20 protein-coding genes and 1 pseudogene are annotated in these 22,236 nt (G+C 58.6%); 8 read left to right on the top strand and 13 right to left on the bottom strand.

What is annotated here, in order from left to right:
- Positions 1 to 64: 64 nt before the first annotated feature.
- A complete protein-coding gene (gene clpS, locus CLU84_RS10405) occupies positions 65 to 430 on the top strand; it encodes an ATP-dependent Clp protease adapter ClpS (protein WP_099737102.1) in 366 nt (121 codons plus the stop codon).
- 63 nt (positions 431 to 493) lie between these two features.
- Positions 494 to 2,821 (top strand): ATP-dependent Clp protease ATP-binding subunit ClpA, encoded by a 2,328-nt coding sequence (gene clpA / locus CLU84_RS10400; RefSeq protein WP_099737101.1) that lies wholly within the window; start codon positions 494 to 496, stop codon positions 2,819 to 2,821.
- 189 nt (positions 2,822 to 3,010) lie between these two features.
- Here the strand turns inward: clpA and CLU84_RS10395 are convergent, their stop codons facing one another.
- The 7 genes from CLU84_RS10395 to cyoA form a co-directional block, all read right to left on the bottom strand.
- Complete coding sequence (locus CLU84_RS10395) at positions 3,011 to 3,547, bottom strand: response regulator transcription factor (protein ID WP_099737100.1); 537 nt, start codon at positions 3,545 to 3,547, stop codon at positions 3,011 to 3,013.
- Between the two features lie 15 nt (positions 3,548 to 3,562).
- Positions 3,563 to 4,864, bottom strand: coding sequence for an ATP-binding protein (locus CLU84_RS10390; protein WP_099737099.1), 1,302 nt, complete (start codon positions 4,862 to 4,864; stop codon positions 3,563 to 3,565).
- 125 nt (positions 4,865 to 4,989) lie between these two features.
- Positions 4,990 to 5,781, bottom strand: a complete 792-nt coding sequence (locus CLU84_RS10385; protein ID WP_099737098.1) for an SURF1 family protein — start codon at positions 5,779 to 5,781, stop codon at positions 4,990 to 4,992.
- Positions 5,782 to 5,789: 8 nt separating this feature from the next.
- Entirely contained in the window at positions 5,790 to 6,215 is a 426-nt protein-coding gene (cyoD, locus tag CLU84_RS10380; protein WP_099737097.1) for a cytochrome o ubiquinol oxidase subunit IV, read from the bottom strand.
- Positions 6,216 to 6,848, bottom strand: a complete 633-nt coding sequence (gene cyoC, locus CLU84_RS10375; protein ID WP_099737096.1) for a cytochrome o ubiquinol oxidase subunit III — start codon at positions 6,846 to 6,848, stop codon at positions 6,216 to 6,218. It lies immediately after the preceding gene.
- Positions 6,841 to 8,847, bottom strand: a complete 2,007-nt coding sequence (gene cyoB / locus CLU84_RS10370) for a cytochrome o ubiquinol oxidase subunit I (RefSeq protein ID WP_099737095.1) — start codon at positions 8,845 to 8,847, stop codon at positions 6,841 to 6,843. Before cyoB ends, cyoC begins: the two co-directional genes overlap by 8 nt.
- A gap of 61 nt (positions 8,848 to 8,908) precedes the next feature.
- On the bottom strand, positions 8,909 to 9,964 hold the full coding sequence (cyoA, locus tag CLU84_RS10365; protein ID WP_099737094.1) for a ubiquinol oxidase subunit II: 1,056 nt from the start codon (positions 9,962 to 9,964) through the stop codon (positions 8,909 to 8,911).
- Between the two features lie 338 nt (positions 9,965 to 10,302).
- Here cyoA and CLU84_RS10360 point away from each other — a divergent pair, with 338 nt between their 5' ends.
- Complete coding sequence (locus CLU84_RS10360; protein WP_099737093.1) at positions 10,303 to 11,643, top strand: MFS transporter; 1,341 nt, start codon at positions 10,303 to 10,305, stop codon at positions 11,641 to 11,643.
- Positions 11,644 to 11,779: 136 nt separating this feature from the next.
- On the opposite strand, the gene CLU84_RS10355 is transcribed toward CLU84_RS10360, so the two are convergent.
- Positions 11,780 to 12,778, bottom strand: a complete 999-nt coding sequence (locus CLU84_RS10355) for a tripartite tricarboxylate transporter substrate binding protein (protein ID WP_099737092.1) — start codon at positions 12,776 to 12,778, stop codon at positions 11,780 to 11,782.
- 194 nt (positions 12,779 to 12,972) lie between these two features.
- Here CLU84_RS10355 and CLU84_RS10350 point away from each other — a divergent pair, with 194 nt between their 5' ends.
- Positions 12,973 to 13,884, top strand: a complete 912-nt coding sequence (locus tag CLU84_RS10350; protein ID WP_099737091.1) for a LysR family transcriptional regulator — start codon at positions 12,973 to 12,975, stop codon at positions 13,882 to 13,884.
- A 64-nt stretch (positions 13,885 to 13,948) separates the two neighbouring features.
- Here the strand turns inward: CLU84_RS10350 and CLU84_RS10345 are convergent, their stop codons facing one another.
- Positions 13,949 to 14,737, bottom strand: a complete 789-nt coding sequence (locus CLU84_RS10345; protein ID WP_099737090.1) for an IclR family transcriptional regulator C-terminal domain-containing protein — start codon at positions 14,735 to 14,737, stop codon at positions 13,949 to 13,951.
- Between the two features lie 180 nt (positions 14,738 to 14,917).
- On the opposite strand from CLU84_RS10345, the gene pobA reads away from it, so the two are divergent.
- From pobA to CLU84_RS10325, 4 genes are all read left to right on the top strand, one after another.
- Positions 14,918 to 16,093 carry a 4-hydroxybenzoate 3-monooxygenase gene (gene pobA, locus CLU84_RS10340; RefSeq protein ID WP_099737089.1) on the top strand — a complete coding sequence of 392 codons (1,176 nt, stop codon included), beginning with the start codon at positions 14,918 to 14,920 and terminating at the stop codon, positions 16,091 to 16,093.
- 200 nt (positions 16,094 to 16,293) lie between these two features.
- Positions 16,294 to 17,064 (top strand): 2OG-Fe dioxygenase family protein, encoded by a 771-nt coding sequence (locus tag CLU84_RS10335; protein ID WP_099737088.1) that lies wholly within the window; start codon positions 16,294 to 16,296, stop codon positions 17,062 to 17,064.
- Between the two features lie 187 nt (positions 17,065 to 17,251).
- Positions 17,252 to 17,722 carry a hypothetical protein gene (locus tag CLU84_RS10330; RefSeq protein ID WP_099737087.1) on the top strand — a complete coding sequence of 157 codons (471 nt, stop codon included), beginning with the start codon at positions 17,252 to 17,254 and terminating at the stop codon, positions 17,720 to 17,722.
- A 145-nt stretch (positions 17,723 to 17,867) separates the two neighbouring features.
- Positions 17,868 to 18,305: a universal stress protein gene (locus CLU84_RS10325; protein ID WP_099737975.1), complete on the top strand. Its 438-nt coding sequence runs from the start codon at positions 17,868 to 17,870 to the stop codon at positions 18,303 to 18,305.
- 80 nt (positions 18,306 to 18,385) lie between these two features.
- Here the strand turns inward: CLU84_RS10325 and CLU84_RS10320 are convergent, their stop codons facing one another.
- The 4 genes and pseudogenes from CLU84_RS10320 to livG form a co-directional block, all read right to left on the bottom strand.
- Entirely contained in the window at positions 18,386 to 19,369 is a 984-nt protein-coding gene (locus CLU84_RS10320) for a tripartite tricarboxylate transporter substrate binding protein (RefSeq protein ID WP_099737086.1), read from the bottom strand.
- 500 nt (positions 19,370 to 19,869) lie between these two features.
- Positions 19,870 to 20,634 (bottom strand): SDR family NAD(P)-dependent oxidoreductase, encoded by a 765-nt coding sequence (locus CLU84_RS10315; protein WP_099737085.1) that lies wholly within the window; start codon positions 20,632 to 20,634, stop codon positions 19,870 to 19,872.
- A 101-nt stretch (positions 20,635 to 20,735) separates the two neighbouring features.
- A complete protein-coding gene (locus CLU84_RS10310; protein WP_099737084.1) occupies positions 20,736 to 21,449 on the bottom strand; it encodes an ABC transporter ATP-binding protein in 714 nt (237 codons plus the stop codon).
- A pseudogene (gene livG / locus CLU84_RS10305) lies at positions 21,449 to 22,215 on the bottom strand (high-affinity branched-chain amino acid ABC transporter ATP-binding protein LivG). The gene CLU84_RS10310 and the pseudogene livG overlap by 1 nt, the downstream one beginning before the upstream one ends.
- Positions 22,216 to 22,236 lie beyond the last annotated feature (21 nt).

The raw sequence follows: 22,236 nt of genomic DNA, 5'->3' as shown, positions 1-22,236 counted from the left end.
CGCTTGAAATCCCTAACAATGCTATGCATATGCCAGCGCAAAAACATTGCAACGGCTCGCTAGAATGGATTTCATGGCAACCCAACCCCCATCAATTCCCCCGGTCTCGCCAGCGATCAGAACGCCTGACGGTGGTGACGCTTTGGTGCTGGAGCGCCGCCGTCAACGGCTTCAGCCGCCGCGCATGTATCAGGTCGTGATGCTCAACGATGACTTCACGCCCATGGAGTTTGTGATTGCAGTGCTGCAGGAGCTTTTCAACAAAGACCGCGAATCCGCCACACAAATCATGCTCAAAATTCATCTGGACGGTCGCGGTATCTGCGGCGTCTATAGCCAGGATGTTGCTGCGACCAAGGTCGAGCAGGTGCTTCAGGCGGCCCACAAAGCCGGGCATCCGCTTCAAGCGACATTCGAGCCTGTTGAATAAGCGCAGACCGCCCCCAGATTAGTTAGCAGTGAGTCAAACCAAGCAAGCCGAAAGGAGTCGCACATGATCGCTCAGGAACTGGAAGTCAGCTTGCACATGGCGTTTGTCGAGGCCCGTCAGCAGCGCCACGAGTTCATTACCGTGGAACATCTGCTGCTCGCCTTGCTGGACAATCCCAGTGCAGCCGAGGTGCTGCGCGCATGCGCGGCCAATATTGACGACCTGCGTTCATCGCTGTCCAACTTCATCAAGGACAACACGCCGCAGGTGGATGGCACCGACGAGGTGGATACACAGCCCACGCTGGGATTCCAGCGTGTGATTCAGCGCGCCATCATGCATGTGCAGTCCACAGGCAATGGCAAAAAAGAGGTGACGGGTGCCAACGTGCTCGTGGCCATCTTTGGTGAAAAGGACTCGCATGCCGTGTACTACCTGCACCAGCAGGGCGTGACACGTCTGGACGTGGTCAACTTCATCGCCCATGGCATCAAAAAGGGTGAGCCACCAGAGCCCGCCAAGGCTGATTCTCCTTCGGAGAGTGAAGAAGGTGGCGGCAGCGAGCGCAGTGAAAAAGCCTCGCCGCTGGAGCAGTTCACGCTCAACCTGAACGTGGCCGCCAAGGAAGGCAAGATTGATCCGCTGATCGGGCGCGAATACGAAGTCGAGCGCACGATCCAGATCCTTTGCCGCCGCCGCAAGAACAACCCGCTGCTGGTGGGTGAAGCGGGCGTGGGCAAGACCGCCATTGCCGAAGGTCTGGCATGGCGCATTACTGAAGGCACGGTGCCTGATGTGCTCAAGGACGGCGTAGTCTATTCCCTGGACATGGGCGCGTTGCTGGCAGGTACCAAGTACCGTGGTGACTTCGAGCAGCGCCTGAAGGGCGTGCTCAAGTCCCTCAAGGACAAGCCGCACGCGATTTTGTTCATCGACGAAATCCACACGCTGATCGGTGCCGGTGCGGCATCGGGCGGCACGCTGGATGCGTCCAATCTGCTCAAGCCTGCGCTGTCCAGCGGTCAGTTGCGCTGCATTGGTGCGACCACCTTCACGGAATACCGTGGCATCTTCGAAAAAGACGCGGCCCTGTCGCGCCGTTTCCAGAAGGTGGATGTGGTCGAGCCTACCGTGGCTGAAACCGTGGACATCTTGAAGGGCCTGAAGTCGCGCTTTGAGGAGCACCACAGCATTCAATACGCTGCGGAGGCCCTGCAGGCTGCGGCTGAGTTGTCGGCCAAGTACATCAACGACCGTCACTTGCCCGACAAGGCGATTGACGTGATCGATGAAGCCGGTGCCGCCCAGCGCATTGCCCCTGAGGACAAGCGCAAGACCTTGATTGGCAAGGCCGAGATCGAAGCCATTGTGGCCAAGATTGCACGCATTCCCCCTGCCAATGTCAGCAACGACGACCGCAGCAAGCTGCAGACGCTGGAGCGTGACCTGAAGAGCGTGGTCTTTGGTCAGGACAAGGCGCTGGAAGTGCTGGCGTCCGCCGTCAAGATGGCGCGCTCGGGTCTGGGCAAGCCGGACAAGCCGATTGGCTCTTTCCTTTTCTCCGGCCCCACGGGCGTCGGCAAGACGGAAGCTGCCAAACAGCTGGCCTACATCCTGGGTGTGGACCTGATCCGCTTCGACATGTCCGAGTACATGGAGCGCCATGCGGTGTCGCGCCTGATTGGTGCGCCTCCCGGTTACGTGGGCTTTGACCAGGGTGGTCTGCTGACCGAAGCCGTCACCAAGAAGCCGCACTCTGTGCTGCTGCTGGACGAAATCGAGAAGGCACATCCCGACATCTTCAACGTGCTGCTGCAGGTCATGGACCACGGCACGCTGACGGACAACAACGGACGCAAGGCCGACTTCCGCAACGTGATCATCATCATGACCACGAACGCGGGTGCCGAGACCATGAACAAGGCCAGCATTGGCTTTACCAATGCGCGAGAGGCGGGCGACGAGATGGCCGACATCAAGCGCCTGTTCACGCCTGAGTTCCGCAACCGTCTGGACTCGACTGTCAGCTTCAAGGCTCTCGACGAGCAGATCATTCTGCGCGTGGTGGACAAGTTCCTGCTGCAACTGGAGCAGCAACTGGCCGAGAAGAAGGTGGAAGTGACCTTTACCGACGAGCTGCGCAAGCATCTGGCCAAGAAGGGCTTTGACCCGCTGATGGGTGCACGTCCGATGCAGCGCCTGATTCAGGACACCATCCGCCGCTCTCTGGCTGATGAGCTGCTGTTCGGTCGTTTGACCAATGGCGGCCGTCTGGAAGTGGACTGGGATGATGCTGGCAACGAAGGTAAGGGTGATATCAAGCTCACCATTACCGAGCTGCCTAAAGAGGACCCCTCCAAGGCCGAGCCTGAGAACGCAGTCGCTGAATAATCAGCACCGCCAAAAAAAGCCGACAGTGTCAAAGCTGTCGGCTTTTTCTTTGGGCTGAATTTTATGGATAGCGGCTAGCGCTTGTTCTGACTCGATTTCAAGCTTGATGATGTTTGAAGTCTAATGAAATTAGGTGCTAGTAGTTATCAAAATCATTGCGTTATTGAGAACTACAGCTGCTGGAGTTGCCTATTTGACCTGCCGTTTTTCTAACTTGCGCGCCAGTGTTCGGCGGTGCATGCCCAGCCGGCGGGCAGCTTCGGAGATGTTGAAGCCGGATTCGGCCAGTGTCTCGTGAATATGCTCCCACTCCAGCGTCTTGATAGAGGTGGTGTGGTTGCTGACCTCGACATCGGTACGGCCCTCGACGCGGCCAAAGGCGGCTTCTATGTCGTCGGTGTTGGAGGGCTTGGCGAGATAGTGGCAGGCACCCAGTTTGACGGCTTCCACGGCGGTGGCAATGCTGGCGTAGCCGGTGAGCACGACGATGAGCGCTTCTGGGTTCAGCTGGTGCAGCATCTGCACGCAGTTCAGACCCGAAGCGTTGCCGGCCAGCTTCAGGTCCATGACTGCATATTGCGGCAGCTGCCCAGTCAGCAGTGCCTGCACTTCTTCGCCGCTGGCAGCATGCAGCACGCGGTAACCCCTGCGCTCGAAGGAGCGTTTGAGGGTGCGGGCAAAGGCTGCATCATCTTCAACCAGCAGCAGTAATCGGTCTTCTTCCATGCAATCAACAATGCTTTAAATCGCGAGGGCAGACTGGGGCAGGCTGACTTCCACCAGCGCACCGCCGCCTTGCTGGGCGGGCAGATTGCTGGCCTGAACTCGGCCGCCCAGGGCGCGAGCCACGTTAGTGACGAGGAACAGACCCAGACCACGGCCCGGGCGCTCCTGTTTGGTGGAGACATGGCACTGGCCCAGTAGCTGCAGCACGGCGGCATCGAAGCCGGGGCCGTGGTCGCGCACCTGGATGTGTACCTGCTCCTTGTCGCTGGACAGACTCAGCTCCACCCAGCTGGGGGAGGCTTCGAGTGCATTGTCCAGTAAATTGCATATCATCTGCTGCAGTGCAGTATCTGAGAGCATGGCAAAGTCCGCTGTACCCTCATTGCGCAGAGCAAAGTGCTGCAGGCTGTTGTGGCTTTGCCAGTGGCTGACCACGCCGTCCACAAAGCTTACAAAGGTGGTGCTTTCCGTGCCTTCGGCGCGGGTTTCGCCGGCCGATAGCAGCACGCCCGAGACGATGGATTTGCAGCGCAGCAACTGGCGCTGCATTTCCTGCAAGTCTTCGCGCAGATCTTGGTCTTGCATGAGTGCGGGCATGTGCTGCCAGTCGCCCAGGATCACCGACATGGTGGCCATGGGCGTGCCCAGCTCGTGGGCGGCACCGGTGGCCAGCAGACCCAGTCGCACGATGTGTTCTTCCTCGCTGGCGCGCTGGCGCATGTTGGAAATGCGGCTGTCACGGCGGCGCATATTCTCCACAATGCGGGTCAGAAAAACGATGGTCAGAATGCTGGTCAGCGCAAAGCTGATGAGTACACCCACCACGTAGAGGCTGGGCAGCCCTTGCTGGGAGGCGAATTTGACGTGCAGCGGCTGGTTGAAGATGGTCAGCCCTGTCACGCCTACAAAGGATGCGGCCACCACCACCCATGTGTAGTGCGACTGCAGCAGCACCGCACTCAGAATGCCTTGCAGCAGGTAAAGGTAGATAAAGGGGTTGCTGGTGCCGCCGCTGAGGTACAGCTGAATGGTGAGAGCCAGCACATCGGCCAGCAGCGCATAAAAGACGCTGCGCGAGGTGACAGGGCGGTGCAGGCCCTGACTCCAGTAGATATAGGCGAGGTTGGTGGCTACCAGTGCAACCAGCACCAAGGCCATTGGCAGCAAGGGCAGGGTGATATGAAAACCATAGTGCACCAGCGAGATGGTGATGACCTGGCCCACCACGGCAATCCAGCGCAGCTGAATCAGCAGCTGCATGTTTTGCCTCTCGGTCAGGCGCTGTACGCGGAACAGGGAATCAGAATTTTGGCTCACAGCGCAATTGTCACTGAGCAGGCCTTCCGTGGACTGATTGGGGCTATGCCATTCTGATGTATGAGGGGCGTCAATAAAAAACGCCCCGAAGGGCGTTTGGTGAGTGGTGAGACTCAGCGACTGGTTCAGTGACCAGCGCTGGCTTTGTCGTGCTTGCGCACCAGCCAGGCAGCCCCTAAAACCATAGCTGCAAGCCCATACCAGGTAAGGGCGTAGACCAGATGGCTGTTGGAGAACTTGATGACAGTCATGCCTGACTTGAGCGCCGCATCAAACATGGGGCTCTGTTGGGACTGCGCGAAGGCGGGGTTGCTGGCGGGCACGCCCAGGTCGATGAAGTAAGGCGCGGCATTGTTCAAGCCCTGAGCCTGCGCAATGGCCGCCACATCGCGAGAGAACCACTGGCCGTTGGCCGAATCGTTCTTGCGCAAAAAACCGCCTCCGGGCTCGCTCATGCGCATCAGGCCGATCACCGTGATGATTTCGGTCGATGGTCCGGCTTCGCTGATCTGCTTGAGCCAGCTGGCGCGCATTTTTTCAGGCGTGAAGCCGCGGTTGACCAGAACCTGTGAGCCATCGGCGCGCTGCAGCGGGGTCATCACCCAGAAGCCTGCACCGTCCTCGGTCAGCGCCTTGGCCAGCACGCTTTGCCGGTCCAGCCATACGCCTTGAGCCTGCACGGGCAGGTATTCGTAGTTGGCGGCGTTGATCTTGGGCCACAGGCTTTGGTCGGGTGCGGCGACCGGGGCGCTGTGCACGCGCTGGTCTACGCGCTCGATCAGGTCGAGCTTCCATGCGCGGCGCTGCACCTGCCAGGTGCCCAGCGTCATGAACCCTAAAAACAAGGCGATGCCCACTATCGCGAGCATCGCCTTGGTGAAGGGAGAGCGCTGCCGCGCAGCGCTCTGATTCTTCATGTATTCAGTCAAGGGGTGACTGCAGCAGGAGCTGTGTGACCCGCATGATCTGCATGGCTGGCTGCCGGGTGCATCTCATGGCCGGGCATCATGTTGGCGTTCATGTGGAACATGACCCACAAGGTGCCAGCAATCGCGATGGACAGGAAGATGACTGTGAAGATGGTGGACAGCATGGTCCAGCCGCCCTGGATCTTGCCGTTCATGTGCAGGAAGTACACCATGTGCACCAGCACCTGAATGATGGCGAACAGACCCAGCACGCCGACAGCGGTGGCGCGGTCGGTGATGACGCCATTCATGACCAGATAGAAGGGGATGGCTGTCAGGATGACGGCCAGGATGAAGCCCTTCACATAGTCACCCATGGTGACGTGCAGGTCATCGTGATCGTGGTGATCGTCGTGGCCAGCGTGGATATCGTGTGCGCTCATTTACAGCACCCCCATCAGATACACAAAGGTGAACACGCCGATCCAGACCACGTCCAAGAAGTGCCAGAACATGGACAGGCAGTTAATACGGCGCACGTTCTCGTTGATCAGGCCGTGCTTCTTGATCTGGATCATCAGGGTGATCAGCCAGACCAGGCCGAAGGTCACGTGGATACCGTGGGTGCCCACCAGCGTGAAGAAGGACGACAGGAAGGCGCTGCTCTGAGGCGTTGCACCTTGATGGATCAGATGGTGGAACTCATAGAGTTCCACTGCCAGGAAGGCAGCGCCCAGCAGGCCGGTGATGGCCAGCCACAGCAGAGTGCCGTTGACGTTCTTCTTCTGCTTTTGCAGCATGGCAAAGCCGAAGGTGATCGACGACATCAGCAGGAAGGCCGTGTTGACGGCCACCAGGCTCAGATCAAACAGATCCTTGCCGCTGGGGCCGCCAGCATAGTTGCGGCCCAGCACGCCGTAGGTGGCGAACAGCGCTGCAAAGATCAAGCAGTCGCTCATCAGGTAGAGCCAGAAGCCCAGCGAGGTCCCGTTTTCTGGGTGGGGCTCATGCGCGAGGTGGTACTCGCGCTTGGCCAGGGCGGCAGCGCCGCCAGCGTGGATATGTGTATTAGACATGGGCTGCTGCAAGCTGCTTGGTACGTGCTTCTTCCGTCGCTGCCACAACGGCTGCGGGGATGTAGTAGTCACGCTTGTAGTTGAAGGTATGGATGATCGAAGCCAGCACGGTTGCGATGAACGAAGCGATCGTCAGCGGCCACATGTGCCAGATCAGAGCAAAGCCCAGAACGGTGGACAGGCCAGCAATCACCACGCCAGCGCCAGTATTGGCAGGCATGTGAACGGGCTCGAAACCGGACAGCTTGCGCTCATAGCCGTGCTTCTTCATGTCGTGCCAGGCGTCGATGTCATGCACCACGGGGGTGAAGGCAAAGTTGTACTGGGGAGGAGGCGAGGAAGTTGCCCACTCCAGCGTACGGCCTTCCCATGGGTCGCCAGTCACGTCGCGCAGTTCGTCACGCTTCCAGATGGACACGGCCAGTTGGATGAAGAAGCAGCCAATACCAGCGGCAATCAAGGCAGCGCCGAAGGCGGCAATGATGAACCAGATTTGCAGCGAAGGATCGTCAAAGTGGTTGGCGCGGCGAGTGACGCCCATCAGACCCAGGATGTACAGGGGTGTGAAAGCAACCCAGAAACCGACCAGCCAGAACCAGAACGATGCCTTGCCCCAGAACTCATTGAGCTTGAAGCCAAAAGCCTTGGGGAACCAGTAGTTGATACCGGCAAACACGGCAAACACCACGCCGCCAATGATCACGTTGTGGAAGTGGGCGATCAGGAACAGCGAGTTGTGCAGCACAAAGTCAGCAGGTGGCACGGCCAGCAGAACACCGGTCATACCGCCGATGGCGAAGGTCACCATGAAGCCCACGGTCCACAGCATAGGCACTGTGAAGCGGATGCGGCCCTTGTACATGGTGAACAGCCAGTTGAAGATCTTCGCGCCCGTAGGGATCGAAATAATCATCGTGGTGATACCGAAGAAGGTATTCACACTGGCACCCGAACCCATGGTGAAGAAGTGGTGCAGCCACACCAGGTAGGACAGGATGGTGATACACACGGTGGCGTAAACCATCGAGGTGTAGCCAAACAGACGCTTGCGGCTGAACGTCGCCACGATTTCGGAGAACACACCGAAGCAGGGCAGGATCAGGATGTAGACCTCAGGGTGACCCCAGATCCAGATCAGGTTCACGTACAACATCGGGTTGCCACCGAAGTCGTTCGAGAAGAAGTGCGTACCCATGTAGCGGTCCAGCGACATGAGCACCAGAGCGGCGGTCAGCACGGGGAACGAAGCCACGATCAGGGCGTTGGTGCACAGGGCAGTCCATGTGAAGACGGGCATCTTCATCAGGTTCATGCCAGGAGCGCGCATCTTGATGATGGTCACGATCAGGTTGATACCTGAAAGTGTCGTACCGACACCGGCGACCTGAAGGCCCCAGATGTAGTAGTCAAGACCCGTACTTCCGCTCTGGTGCCCCAGATTGGACAGAGCCAGCCAGCCGGAGGTGGAGAACTCGCCCAGGAACAGGGAGATCATCACCAGCACGGCGCCGCCAGTGGTCATCCAGAAGCTGAAGTTGTTCAGGAACGGGAAGGACACGTCACGTGCACCGATCTGCAGAGGAACCAGATAGTTCATCAGACCGGTCACGAAGGGCATCGCCACGAAGAAGATCATGATCACGCCGTGGGCTGTGAAGATCTGGTCGTAGTGGTGGGGAGGCAGGTAGCCGAGGTTTTCACCGAAGGCCATGGACTGCTGGATACGCATCATCACCGCATCGGCAAAGCCGCGCAGGAACATGACCAGACCGAGGATCATGTACATGATGCCGATCTTCTTGTGGTCAATGGAGGTGATCCAGTCGTTCCAGAGTGGGGCCCAGAGGCGGAACTTGGTCAGGCCGCCAACCACCACGAGGCCGCCAAGCACCACGGCGATAAAGGTCATGAGCACGATGGGCTCATGCGTCATGGGAATCTGATCCCATGTGATGCGGCCCAGCAGCCAGTGTGCGGCCGGGGTTGTTGTTTCAGACATGTTGAGTCACTTTTGTCGTATTGGAGTGGCGGGGCCTAAGCTCATCCGCTCCGTAAGCTACTTATTGCTGTGCGACAGCTCCGGAGGCTGCGACTTCGTCGAGCAAAGCCACAACGCGGTCAGCGTCCTTGGATGTGCAAACGTCCAGGGGCAGGCTCACGCTGGAGGTCTTGCCGTGCGAGGCATGGCCGCCACCACCGGCAGCATCAATGGCCATGATTTCGTTCATGCACTTTTTGCCGTCTTCCACGCAGCGGTTCAGGACCTTGGTGTACAGGCCTTCATCCACGGCGGCGAAGCGTTCGACAGGGTTACGCTCGCTGGGCTTGACCAGGTCGAGGTAGGCATTGCGAGTCAGAGTCTTGCCTTCAGTCTTGGCCTTGGCCACCCACTGGTCAAACTCTTCATTGCTCACGCCATGGAACTTGAAGTTCATGCCTGCAAAGCCTGCGCCGCTGTAGTGCGAGGCCATGCCCTTGTACACGCCAGGTTTGTTGACCACGGCGTTCAGCTCTGTCTGCATGCCGGGCATGGTGTAGATCATGCCGGCCAGATCAGGCACGTAGAAAGCGCTCATGGTGTTGGACGCTGTCAGCTTGAAATGAATGGGGCGATCCACAGGAGCAGCCAGTTCATTCACCGAGGCAATACCTTGCTCGGGGTAGAAGAACAGCCACTTCCAGTCCATGGAAACGACTTGCACTTCCAGAGGCTTGACGTCAGCAGACAGGGCCTTGGTTGAGGAGACGCGGTCCAGAGGGCGGTAAGGGTCCAGCTTGTGGGTACTGATCCAGGTGATGGCACCCAGAGCAATAACGATGAGCAGAGGAACGGTCCAGATCACCAGTTCCAGCGCTGTGGAATGGTGCCATTCGGGGTCGTACGTGGCTTCTGTGTTGGACTGGCGGTATTTCCAGGCGAACAGCAGCGTCAAAAAGATGACGGGGACGATGATGAGCAGCATCAGCAAGGTGGCCGTAATGACCAGATCGCCCTGTTGCTTGGCAATATCGCCAGCTGGGTTGAGCACGACAAGTTTGCTGCAACCGGCGAGGGTCGCAGTCAAAGCAGCCGCTGCGAGCCACGCGGGCCCACGGATTTCCTTGATTTTTAACATTGCTTTAGGCGTGACAAAGTCGCGCTTAGGTGTAAACGCGGATTACTGGATCTCCGCAAATGTAATACCTGAGTGTCATTTGTCTATTGGACATTTTGTCTCAGGTCAATGTAGTGGTTTTAAAAATACGCTATGTGACAATGAGTTAGCAGGCATTTGACGGGCCTGAAAAGATGGCCAAACAGGGCTTGTAATTGTCAAATCAGCCCTCAAAGCTCATCTGCTTGTCGGTTGGCTGACAGTACTGAGGGCAAAAACTCTATTGCAGCTGCACATTCTTGGGCGTAGAACGGAAAGCGTCCCCGGGACTGAACAGCAAGACAAGGAGTAGACCCTTTATGACAAGCTTGAACCCGTCCATTGGTCTTACTCAGCAAGACTATGAGAACTCGGAAACCCTGGCCTACGCGGATACTGATGAAGATGTGACCCCCGGTGAAATCGCGGTGGGCGTCATCATTGGGCGCTCTTCCGAGTATTTTGATTTCTTTGTGTTTGGCATTGCCTGCGTGCTGGTGTTCCCCACGCTGCTATTCCCCTACCTGTCCAAGCTCGATGGCACGCTGGCCGCGTTTGCCATCTTCTCGCTGGCCTTCATTGCCCGCCCCATCGGTACGGCGCTATCCATGGCCGTGCAGCGCCGCTGGGGCCGTGCCACCAAGCTGACACTGGCGCTGTTGCTGCTGGGTGTGTGCACAGTGAGCATGACGTTTTTGCCCAGCTATGCCGATGCGGGCATGAAGGCAGTCTGGGCGTTGGTCGTGCTGCGTATCGGCCAGGGTTTGGCGATGGGCGGCTCCTGGGATGGTCTGCCTTCGCTGCTGGCCATGTCGGCTCCGCAGGACAAGCGCGGTTGGTATTCAATGATTGGGCAGTTGGGGGCACCTCTGGGCTTTGTCCTTGCTGCTGCACTGTTTGCCTTTCTGTACTCAAGCCTGACGGCTGATGAGTTTCTGAGCTATGGCTGGCGCTACCCCTTCTGCGTGGCTTTTGCTGTGAATGTTGTAGCGCTCTTCGCCCGTCTGCGCTTGGTTGTAGGCCAATCCTATACACAGCTGCTGCAAGAGCGCGAGCTGGAACCCGTCAGCGTGACACGCCTTCTCAGCAATGAAGGCCGCAATGTAATGATTGGCGCTTTTGCCGCGCTGGCCAGCTTTGCACTGTTCCATCTGGTGACGGTGTTTCCGCTGTCCTGGATCTCGATGTACTCCGATCAGTCGGTCATCTCGGTGCTGGTGGTGCAGATTATTGGCGCGCTGCTGGCGGGTGTGGCCATCATGGTGTCGGGCTGGCTGGCAGACAGGGTAGGGCGCCGCAACACGCTGGGTGCCATGGCCTGCCTGATTGGTATCTTCAGCTTTCTGGCTCCCTGGCTGCTGGGTAGCGGCACTACGGGCAACAATGTGTTCATCATTGTGGGCTTTGTTTTGCTGGGTCTGTCCTATGGTCAGGCATCGGGCACGGTGACTTCCAACTTCTCCTCGCGCTACCGTTACACCGGCGCTGCACTGACCACGGATATGGCTTGGCTGATTGGCGCGGCCTTTGCACCACTGGTGGCGCTGGGTGTGTCGGCCAAGTTTGGTCTGGTGGCACTAGGTATCTACTTGCTGTCGGGCGCGCTGTGCACCTTGGTGGCTCTGGGTATCAACCGCGCGCTGGAGACTCGTGATCAGTAAGTCATAGCGCTAAGCGCTTAATGCAAAACGCCTGGCTGGTTCCGGGCGTTTTGTTTGGGATAAATGACTCAATGTTCAGGCAAGAAAAAGCCGCCTTCAAGAGGCGGCTTTTTTACAGGTGAGATGGCTGTTGAAATTAATCCAGAGCCAGGCCCGCCTTCTTGATAACTTCGCCAAAGCGCTTGCTTTCAGCGGCCATGAAGGCCTTGAATTCAGCGGGCGTGGGGTTGAAGGATTCGTAGCCGAAGGCGGTGAACTTGTCCTTGACGTCTTGACCGGTCAGAGCCAGACGGGTATCGGCTTGAATCTTCTCGATCACGGCAGCCGGTGTGCCGGGGCGCACGGCCAGGGCGTTCCAGCCGATCACAGCGTAGTCCTTAGGGCCACCCGATTCGGACACAGTCGGCACGTTCTCGAAACCGGCAATACGCTTGGGTCCGGCGACAGCCAGGAAGCGCAGCTTGCCACCACGCACCAGAGGGCCTGCGGTGCCCAGAGAGCCCAGAGCAAAGGTCAGCTCGCCATTGGCAACGCCTTGATACAGCTGGCTGGTTTCCTTGTAGATCACGTGCTCCATTTTGGTGCCGGTCTGGTTCTCCAGCAGGGCCGAACCCAGGTGCACGGGGTTGCCCACGGACCAGGAGCCATAGTTCAGCTTGCCGGGGTTGGCCTTGGCGTCTGCAATCAGGTCGCCAATGGTTTTGTAGGGGCTGTTGACTGGAACGCAAACAAAGAAGAAGTTGCGGAACAGGGGCAGCAGAATTTCGAAATCCTTGTTCAAGTCGTAAGGCAGCTTCTTGAACAGGTGGGGGTAGGCTGCGATGTGGACGTTGTCCAGCTGGATCATGTCCGTGCCGTCTGTAGCGCCACGCTTGAATTCGCTGATGGCGATGAAGCCGTTGCCGCCGGGGCGGTTTTCCACCACCACAGGCTGGCCCCAGGCTCGACCCAGCTTGTCGGCCACGAGGCGCGACAGGCCGTCAGGACCACCACCCACGGGGAAAGGGTTGATGATGCGCGAGGACTTGGTGGGCCACTTGGCGCTTTGCGCAAAGCTGGGGGATGCCACGGCAGCGGCAATCGCGCCCAGCGCGAATGCGGCTTTGCGACGGCTCATATTGAGCGATTGAGTCATTTTTTGTCTCCCTGGAAGGACTGTCAGTGATGAGCTGCGTGTTTTTGTCACGCATTGTTGATCTCGTCGGCTGTTATTTTTAGGTATTTATGCCCAGTTGATTACATTGTGTCACCGGGGCTTAAAACACCTAGGCCTAGCTGGGGCTAGCAGCTATAGCAAAATAGCATAGCTTGTATTGAGAGGTGGATGACATGAATTTGCAGCAAATTGAGACCTTTGTGCGAGTCGCCGAAGTGGGCAGCTTCAGCAAGGCCGCAGTGCTGCTGGACACCGCTCAGCCTGCGCTCAGCCGTCAGGTGCGGGCGCTTGAGACCGAGCTGCGCGAAACCTTGCTCATTCGCACGGGCCGGGGCGTCACGCTGACGGATGCGGGTCGACGCCTGCTGGAGCATGGCAACGCCATCATGCAGCGCGTGGCGCTGGCCAAGGAAGATTTAAGCAGTCAGCGCGATGAGCCTGTGGGCCGCATCACCGTGGGCTTGCCACCCAGTCTGGCGCGGCGGCTGACTCTGCCCTTGATTGATATTTTCAGCCGGGAAATGCCCAAGGCGCGGCTGGCCGTGGTGGAGGGCTTCTCGATGAATATCTCGGAGTGGCTGACCTCGGGACGCATGGATCTGGGCCTGGTCTACACGCCTGAGCCGCACCCGCAAATCGAAGTCACACCCGTGCTGGAAGAGCGCCTGTGTCTGATTGGCCCGGCCAGCGCCTTGGCGGGGCGCACCAGCATTCCGTTTGAGCATCTGGACGAATTTCCGCTCATCATGCCCCAGCATGGGCAGATTTTCCGCAAGCTGATGGAGGCGCAGGCCACGCTTTCTCAGGTCAAACTCAATGTGGTGTGGGAAGTTTCCAGCGTGCCGGCCATTCTGGACCTGGTACGTGGCGGCTATGGCTATGCGGCGCTGACCGATAGCGCCATGCATAGTCATGCCACAGATGCCGCTCTGGTCGAGGTGCCCATCAAGTCACCGCATATTGTCAGCACGCTGTGTCTGGTGCAGCCGGCCAAGAAAAAATCCACGCCTTTGATGCGGCGCACGGCTGAGTTGCTGCGCAGACTCAGCGTTCAGGTCTGCTCGGTGGAGAGTGGGCATATCTGATTTTGAGTCAAATATGCTTCTAGCCATTTAATTGAAAGCGCTAGTTGCTATAAAAAACATAGTTTTAGAGCAAAGGGCGCAGAGTTCTGGCGGCCTCCTGCAGCAGCGGCAAAATCTCTTGCTGCATGACTTGCGGGCTCATGCGCTTGGCGGACGTGACCACGTTCAGCGCTGCGATGGTGCGCCCCTGCATATTGCGCAGCGGCACGGCCACGGCCTGGATGGCCAGTTCATGCTCTTCAAGCGCCAGGCAGTAGTCGAGGCGGCGCACCTCGCTCAGCACCGTCTTCAAATCCGCCGTATCAGACACCGTATGCGCGGTGAGTTTGGGCAGGTCATAGGTGGCCAGCCAGTCTTCCAGTTCGGCAGGCGAGAGCGATGCCAGCAGCACCCGGCCGGTGGATGTGGCATGGGCGGGCAGGCGCGTGCCAAGGTGCAGGCCGTGGGCCATCAGTCGCTCCCCTTTTTCATGCACGGCGCTGCGCGCGACGATGACGACTTCGCTGCCCTCGCGCACCACGCATGAGTAGGAGAGGCCGGTTTGCGCGGCAAGCCTATGCAGCACGGGCTGCACGATGCGCGGCAACTGGGCTGATGCGAGATAGCTGCCAGACAGTCGCAGGACCTTGGGCGCCAGCCAGTAGTAGCTACCGTCGGTTTCAAGGTAGCCCAGATAGGCGAGGGTGAGTAAATGTCTGCGCGCTGCGGCGCGGGTAATACCCGCGCGATTGGCGGCCATGGTGGCATTCAGGCGCTGGCGCTCGGTGTCAAAGCTCTCCAGCACGGCCAGACCTTTGGCAAGGCCCGCAATAAAGTCGGCTGGGGCAATGGATGGGGGGCTTGGCTCACTCATGAATGTGCTTCAAATCTGTTTTTGTGCGATTGTCGTTCTTGTTGTGCGATTATCGCGCAAACAACGCTTCTGGGCTTTGTCTTGATGCAGCACAAAACTTAGTCTTGTGGCCGTACTCAATCAGCACCGCAATGCGGGCTGCTTGAAGAGTATTTAAGCCATAACAAGGAGTCACACATCATGCGTACACAAGTCGCCATCATCGGTGCCGGTCCCGCAGGCCTTTTGCTCGGCCAGCTGCTCTATAAGGCAGGCATCGACAACATCATCATCGAGCAGCGCAGCGCCGACTACGTGCTGGGCCGTATCCGCGCCGGTGTGCTGGAGCAGGTGACGGTTGACCTGCTCAAGCAGGCAGGTGCAGACAAGCGCATGAATGAGGAAGGCCTGCCGCACGACGGTATTGAGCTGCTGTTCAAGGGCCAGCGCCATCGCATCAATCTGCATGATCTGACCGGCGGCAAGCGCGTGATTGTCTATGGCCAGACCGAAGTGACGCGCGACCTGATGGCCGTGCGCGCCGAAGAAGGTCTGACTACGGTTTATGAAGCCAGCAACGTGCAGCCTGTTGACTTTGAGAGCGCCAAGCCCAAGGTTCGCTACGAAAAAGATGGCCAGGTGCATGAAATCGAATGCGATTTCATCGCTGGTTGCGACGGCTTTCATGGCATCTGCCGTGCAAGCGCCCCTCAGGACAAGATCAAGACCTTTGAAAAGGTGTACCCGTTTGGCTGGCTGGGTCTGCTGTCCGATACGCCTCCGGTGTCGCACGAGCTGATTTACGCCAACACCGAGCGCGGTTTTGCCCTGTGCAGCCAGCGCAGCGCCACCCGAAGCCGTTACTACCTGCAAGTGCCGTTGACCGACAAGGTCGAAGACTGGAGTGACGAGGCCTTCTGGGAAGAACTCAAAAAGCGCCTGGACCCCGAAGCCCGTGCCAATCTGGTGACCGGCCCCTCGCTGGAAAAGAGCATTGCACCCCTGCGCAGTTTTGTGACCGAGCCCATGCGCTTTGGCCGCATGTTCCTGGCCGGCGATGCGGCGCACATCGTGCCTCCCACCGGAGCCAAGGGCCTGAATCTGGCGGCTTCCGACGTGGGCTATCTGTCGCAAGCCTTTACCGAGTACTACAAGGACAACTCCGAAGCCGGTATTGACCGTTACTCCGAGCAATGCCTGCGCCGTGTCTGGAAGGCTGAGCGCTTCTCGTGGTGGATGACTTCCATGCTGCACAACTTCCCCAATGAGGGCGAGTTCAACACCAAGGTGCAAGAGGCCGAGCTGGACTACATCGTCAACTCCGTCGCTGGCTCCACCTCGCTGGCCGAAAACTACGTGGGCCTGCCACTGGTTTAAGCCTGTGAGCCGATAGCTCTCGTCACTGCCCTGATGAGTGCCCAGGCGTCTGAGCAGGCACCGGGCTTTGACTGCCTGCATTGCTATGAGTGATGCAGGCAGTTTTTTCATCCATGCAATTTGGTTGCTGCAGCCTTGCGTAAATATCGATGCTGGACAAGATGTCAGCGCGTGCTACGAGGAGTAAGCTTGCCCACCTTATGGCGCACATCATGTTCTCTCCTCCCTATATCCCGCCAGCTCAGGCGGCCCAGTCCTTGCGCACGCACGGTTATGCCGTGCTGCAGCCCGAGGATTTTGCCCAGTGGATGGGCTTGAGTGTGAATGATCTGCAGGCCATGGATGCCGACTGGCAGGGTCTGCCTCCCGATGCGTTTCTTAAAGACGGTGGCCGCTACCGTCGCCGCCGCCACTCCTGCTTTGTGAGCGATGGCGATCATGTGCAGCAGGTGCCTCACCGCGCCCACTGGCAGCCTGTGGAATACAACGCGCTGCACGGCGGCATGCAGCGCATGTTCGACCCCATGCTGGATGCCACCACGCACAGCCCTGCATGGCTGGAGATGATCAATGCGCTGGGCCAGCTGGCCGATCAGGTCTTTTGCGCCGATGACTTGCACGAGCGCTGGTTTGTGGAGGCGCATCAGTTTCGCATCGACACCACCGACGGCATTGGCCGCCCCACACCTGAAGGCGCGCACCGTGATGGCGTAGATCTGGTCGCCGTGCTGCTGGTGAACCGCAAGGGCGTGAAGGGGGGCGAGACCCGCGTGTTTGAAGCCACTGGTCCCAATGGCCAGCGTTTCACGCTGACCGAGCCCTGGTCCATCATGCTGCTCGATGATGCGCGCATGATTCATGAAACCACGCCGATTCAACCGGCAGAGCCCGGCGGCGTGCGCGATACGCTGGTGCTGACCTACCGCCGTGGCAATTTTCAGGGTGCGGACTTGCAGGAGGCGGCTTCTTGATTGGTGCAATCAGCGGGGTTTAAAAAGTTGATTAAAACTGTAATGTACTCAGGTCATTAAAGTGACTTACGTGACGCTGCATGATGCGCGTCCGAGGGTGAAGAGAGGAGAGGCAGCTTCACCAAGCCATCCAACAAATTTAAAAGTAACTGGCCAACACCACGCCCCGCAGGCGTGGTTTTTTGTTATGAATCGTCTTTACGCCCTTAGCCTGTCTACGCTGACTGCTCTTGTAACGATAGTGGCTTGCTCGCCCACTGAGAACCCGCCGCCGCAGGCCCATATCAAGGAGCCCACCATTTACTTTCGTAATGGTCTAGAGATTCAGGTCGGCGAAAATGCTGTGCCCATTCATGGCGTGGAAGCATGTCCCTATGGTCTGGCCGCACCGGGTGGCTCCGTGGTCAATATGAATGATGCCAAGTGCCTTCGCTTGGCAGATGACACCGAGCAAATCGTGGTGATGCTGGATATGCCAGGCGGCATCGTGCAGGAAGAATGGACCGTGCGCCGCGATGCTCCCAGCAAGCCTTATGAGCCGGCTTTCAAGCATGTCTCACTGCTGCGTCCCGATGGAACGCGCATCACGATTACTGAAAAATCGGACAAACTGCTGGACAAGTGCTACGAATACGAAGCGGCTCACGTCTGCATCTGATTGGAATCTGATGGGGCTTGGGGCGGGACTTCAGGGTTGATTCAGATCAACACGCTGAGGCATGATGCAGTCAGACTGAACGTATCACACGGCGGTATTGTCTGATTCATTTGCCGCCACAACCCAAAAGGAGACGCATATGTCCATGTTCAATCACATTCTGGTTCCGGTCGATGGCTCCAAGCCTTCCTTGCTGGCCGCACGCAAGGCGGCAGAGCTTTCCAAGGTGTTTGGCAGCGCCGTCACGGCCGTCTATGTGGTGGACCCCTACCCCTTCACCGGTGTAGGTGCAGACTTTGCCTATGGCCAGTCGCAGTATCTGAGCGCAGCCACGGCTGAAGCCAATACGGCACTGGATGCTGTCAAGAGCATCATGGAAGAAGCGGGTGTGGCCGTGAAAACGCTGGTGGGCGAAGGCCACGCCGTGCATGAAGGTATTGTGAACACCATGGTCAGCGTGGGTGCCGATCTGATCGTTATGGGTTCGCAAGGCCGCCGTGGTCTTGAAAAGCTGATGCTCGGCAGCGTGACCCAGCGCGTGCTGGGTGCTGTCAAAATCCCCGTTCTTGTCGTGCGCGAATAAGCGAATAAAAGCAGCTCGTATATAAAAAAGACCTCCGATGGAGGTCTTTTGCATTGCGAGGCGTAAAGCGCTTAGTAGGATTACTGAATACTCGCGCCCGAGGCTTCAACGATGGCCTTGTTAGCCTTGAAGTCGGTCTGGAAGAATTGCTCAAATGCCTGCACGCTCATGGCCTTGGGCTCGGCACCCTGCGTCAGGATGGCTTCCTTGACTTCAGGCATGGCCAGCAGCTTGTTCACTTCGGCGTTGACCTTGTTCACGATAGGTGTGGGCGTGTTGCGGGGCATGAAGATGCCATACCAGGTGCTCACGTTAAAGCCCTTGAGGCCAGACTCCGCCAGCGTCGGTGTCTCAGGCAGCGAAGTGGAGCGGGCTGCAGATGTGACCGCAATGGCGCGCATCTTGCCGGCCTTGATCTGGCCGATGGCTGAGGGCACGGAAGACACCAGCAGGTCCACATTGCCAGACAGTGCATCCATCATTGCGGGGTTGGAGCCCTTGTAGGGGACGTGAGTCAGCTGAATGCCAGCGGCTTTTTCCAGCATCACGCCGGCCAGATGAATGCTGGTGCCGTTGCCGGGCGATCCGTAGGTAATCTTGGATGGATTCTTTTTAGCTGCCGCCACCACATCCGCCAGCGTTTTGTAAGGCGAGTTGGCTGCCGTTGCAATCACGATGGGGGTGTAGGCCACGTGGGCTACGGGGGTCAGATCTCGAGTGGGGTTCCAGGGCAGGCTTTTATACAGATAAGGGCCCAGAACCACATTGTCTTTTTGACCCATCACCATGTCATAGCCGGTGGGGGCAGATTTCACGGCTTCGGTAATGCCAATGGTGCCGCCTGCGCCAGCGCGGTTGTCGGGCACGACAGACCATTTGCTGACTTCGGTGAGCTTGCTGGCAATCACGCGCGAAAGAATGTCGGTGCCGCCGCCCGGTGGGAAGGGCACGATCATGCGCACAGGCTTGTTCGGATAATCCTTGGCGAGATCTTGTGCTGCGGCGGAGAAGCTCAGGCCCGTGCTTGCGATCACGGCTGTGCTGATGAGGATTTGGCGAAACATGAAAAAGAAACTCCAGAGACGAACGGGGGAGCGCTGGCCCGCATAAAAGGGCGGCGCAGTCGCTGCTGGTGTCACGGGCTGATAAGCCTGAAACCAGCGTCACGGAAGGTGGGCTTTTCGATGATCGGGGAGGGTGGTTCCGCCATCAATGGGTATTTGTCTTTACCGGAGAGCGCAAGCCATGCAGTACGGACATGGCAAGCCAGCATTCGCGCGCGCTGCACGGCAGGGTTGCTGCATGTACTAGCACGGAGGCAGCGTACCGATCGGGTGTCGCTGCCGTTGTGGCCCACGGGCGCGGATTGCGGCTCTTCGCAGCCTTGCAGCTGCTCAGAAGCAGTAGAAACATTCTGCCACGCATGCAGGGCTTGCAAGGGCTTACCTCGCGAATAGCTTGCCGCGCCACACAGATTTTTGCTTTGTTCATTAGTTCAAAGTAAAAAAGCCGCTAACGCTTATATATCAAGCGCTAGCAGCTATGTTTTTGAGGTTAGAAAAGCTCAGGCCTGGCGCACGTCGGCGACAACTTGATCGCCAAAATCAGTCCGTTCAAGCCAGGCCAGAACGCGGGCTGCGGCATCAGCTGCCGAGGTCAGCTGACCATTGGCATGCAGACCGGCAAAGCGCTCCACATCGGGGAAGTCGCCAGTGGCTGCACTGCGCAGTTGCACCTGCATGTTGGTATCAATCACACCAGGTGCCAGCGACACAATGCGCGCGCCGCTGGGCTTGGCCGCTTCTTCCAGTGCCACGCAGTTGCTGAACTGGTCCATGCCGGCCTTGGCTGTGCAGTAACTGGCCTGCGATGCCATGGCGCGGCGACCCAGACCGGAGGAAATATTGAGCACTTTGCGTGGAATGCTCCAGCTTTCGGTAGCCCCCAGAAAGGCGCCGGTCAGCGCCATGGGCGCCTCAAGCCCCACGCGCATGGCGTTGATCATGTCGGCTGCAGGCACTTGCGACAGCGGTGCAATCTGCGGAATGACGCCTGCGTTGTTGATCAGGGTGATGCTGGCCCAGTCGCTGCTTTCGAGCGTATCCAGCCAGGTGGCGAGCCGCTGCGCAGCCGCTGCGCTCTGGGACAGGTCTTGCTCCCATTGCAATAGCTGCTCGGGCTTGCTGGCGCTGGCAGCCAGCTCTGCGCTGGTCTTGCGGGCAATGCTCAGCACATGGTGGCCTTGCGTTAGAAGTTGTTGGCCCATGGCCAGGCCCATGCCGCGAGAGCCGCCGGTCAGAATCGTCAAATGCTTGGTCATGCCGACCATCTTACGGTTGATTGGCGACAGAAAAAACAGGCCCCGCGGATTTGCATCCGGCAGGGCCTGTGCATGGTGACGCTCGCTGCGCTCAGTGACTCAGTGCGTTATCAATGGCCCAGATAGGCCTTGCGCACATCATCATTGGTCAGCAGATTGGCTCCGGTATCTTCCAGCACCACTTTGCCGGTCTCCAGCACATAGCCCCGGTCGGCAATCTGCAAGGCGCGGTTGGCGTTTTGCTCGACGAGAAACACCGTCACACCCGCTGCGCGAATGGTCTGGATGATCTCGAAGATCTGCGCAATGATCAGCGGGGCCAGACCCAGCGTGGGTTCATCGAGCAACAGCAGGCGAGGCTTGCTCATCAGCGCGCGGCCAATGGCCAGCATCTGCTGCTCGCCGCCCGACATGGTGCCCGAGCGCTGCACGGCCCGCTCCTTGAGGCGCGGGAACAGCGTGAAGACATGCTCAATGCCATCGGCAATTTCGTTCTTGTTCAGAAAGAAGGCGCCCATTTGCAGGTTCTCGGTCACCGTCAGGTCTTTGAAGACACGGCGGCCTTCGGGCGAGATGGCGATGCCGCGGCGCATGATATGGTGGGTGGACATCTGGGTGATGTCCTCGCCCTCGAACGCAATGCGGCCGCTGCTGGCGCGTGGGTTGCCGCACACCGTCATCAACAGCGATGTCTTGCCCGCTCCATTGCTGCCGATCAGGGTGACGATCTCGCCCTGATTGACATGCAGGCTTACCTGATTGACGGCGCAGATCGCGCCGTAGTGGGTGGAGACTTGGCTTAGCTCCAGCATAGGCTTGCTCATCAGGCTTCTCCCAGATAGGCCTTGATGACCCGTTCATCATTGCGAATCGCTTCGGGCAGGCCCATGGCGATGGGCTTGCCGTATTCCATGACCAGAATGCGCTCGGACACGCCCATGACCAGACCCATATCGTGCTCAATTAGCAGCACGGTCACGCCATACTGCGTGCGCAACTGGTCAATGAGTTGCTGCAGGTCTTTTTTCTCCTGCGGATTCAGACCGGCGGCGGGCTCGTCCAGCATCAGCACGCGAGGCTTGGTGATCATGCAGCGCGCAATTTCAAGGCGGCGCTGGTGACCATAGGCCAGATTGCCCGCCTCGCGGTTGGCAAACTGGCGCAGGCCCATGACGTCCAGCCATTGCAGGGCGTTTTCCACCTTTGCTTCTTCGGCGCGGCGATAAGCGGGCGTGTTGAACAGGCCGCTGAGCAGGTTGACCCGGCCCGTGCTGTGCTGGGCGACCAGCAGGTTTTCCAGCGCGGTCATGCTCTTGAACAGGCGCACGTTCTGGAAGGTACGCACCACGCCGTGATTGGCCACCTGATGGCTGCTATGCCCGGCAATGCTTTGCCCATTGAGCACCACCGCCCCCCCGAGGGTTGATAGAAACCGCTGATGCAGTTGAATACGGTGGTCTTGCCCGCACCGTTGGGGCCGATGATGGCAAACACTTCCTGCGGGCGCACGTTGAAGCCCACGCTGTCCACGGCCAGCAGGCCGCCGAAGCGCATACACAGGTCTTTGACTTCTAGCAAATACTCGCTCATGCGCTTGTCCTGCCTGTGGTT

This window comes from Comamonas sp. 26 (genome assembly GCF_002754475.1).
GTDB lineage: Bacteria > Pseudomonadota > Gammaproteobacteria > Burkholderiales > Burkholderiaceae_C > Comamonas.
The sequence above is the reverse complement of the archived record's forward strand: the minus strand, read 5'-3'. Positions and strand labels throughout refer to the sequence as shown.

Excerpts from the sequence above, each read along its gene's own strand:
- CLU84_RS10350 (WP_099737091.1), top strand. The coding sequence starts at position 12,973 with ATGAATTTGCAGCAAATTGAGACCTTTGTGCGAGTCGCCGAAGTGGGC.
- clpA (WP_099737101.1), top strand. The coding sequence starts at position 494 with ATGATCGCTCAGGAACTGGAAGTCAGCTTGCACATGGCGTTTGTCGAG.
- cyoD (WP_099737097.1), bottom strand. The coding sequence starts at position 6,215 with ATGAGCGCACACGATATCCACGCTGGCCACGACGATCACCACGATCAC.
- pobA (WP_099737089.1), top strand. The coding sequence starts at position 14,918 with ATGCGTACACAAGTCGCCATCATCGGTGCCGGTCCCGCAGGCCTTTTG.
- cyoC (WP_099737096.1), bottom strand. The coding sequence starts at position 6,848 with ATGTCTAATACACATATCCACGCTGGCGGCGCTGCCGCCCTGGCCAAG.
- CLU84_RS10360 (WP_099737093.1), top strand. The coding sequence starts at position 10,303 with ATGACAAGCTTGAACCCGTCCATTGGTCTTACTCAGCAAGACTATGAG.
- CLU84_RS10320 (WP_099737086.1), bottom strand. The coding sequence starts at position 19,369 with ATGTTTCGCCAAATCCTCATCAGCACAGCCGTGATCGCAAGCACGGGC.
- CLU84_RS10315 (WP_099737085.1), bottom strand. The coding sequence starts at position 20,634 with ATGGTCGGCATGACCAAGCATTTGACGATTCTGACCGGCGGCTCTCGC.
- CLU84_RS10335 (WP_099737088.1), top strand. The coding sequence starts at position 16,294 with ATGGCGCACATCATGTTCTCTCCTCCCTATATCCCGCCAGCTCAGGCG.
- CLU84_RS10310 (WP_099737084.1), bottom strand. The coding sequence starts at position 21,449 with ATGAGCAAGCCTATGCTGGAGCTAAGCCAAGTCTCCACCCACTACGGC.
- CLU84_RS10345 (WP_099737090.1), bottom strand. The coding sequence starts at position 14,737 with ATGAGTGAGCCAAGCCCCCCATCCATTGCCCCAGCCGACTTTATTGCG.
- CLU84_RS10395 (WP_099737100.1), bottom strand. The coding sequence starts at position 3,547 with ATGGAAGAAGACCGATTACTGCTGCTGGTTGAAGATGATGCAGCCTTT.
- clpS (WP_099737102.1), top strand. The coding sequence starts at position 65 with ATGGATTTCATGGCAACCCAACCCCCATCAATTCCCCCGGTCTCGCCA.
- CLU84_RS10325 (WP_099737975.1), top strand. The coding sequence starts at position 17,868 with ATGTTCAATCACATTCTGGTTCCGGTCGATGGCTCCAAGCCTTCCTTG.
- CLU84_RS10355 (WP_099737092.1), bottom strand. The coding sequence starts at position 12,778 with ATGACTCAATCGCTCAATATGAGCCGTCGCAAAGCCGCATTCGCGCTG.
- cyoB (WP_099737095.1), bottom strand. The coding sequence starts at position 8,847 with ATGTCTGAAACAACAACCCCGGCCGCACACTGGCTGCTGGGCCGCATC.
- cyoA (WP_099737094.1), bottom strand. The coding sequence starts at position 9,964 with ATGTTAAAAATCAAGGAAATCCGTGGGCCCGCGTGGCTCGCAGCGGCT.
- CLU84_RS10330 (WP_099737087.1), top strand. The coding sequence starts at position 17,252 with ATGAATCGTCTTTACGCCCTTAGCCTGTCTACGCTGACTGCTCTTGTA.
- CLU84_RS10385 (WP_099737098.1), bottom strand. The coding sequence starts at position 5,781 with ATGAAGAATCAGAGCGCTGCGCGGCAGCGCTCTCCCTTCACCAAGGCG.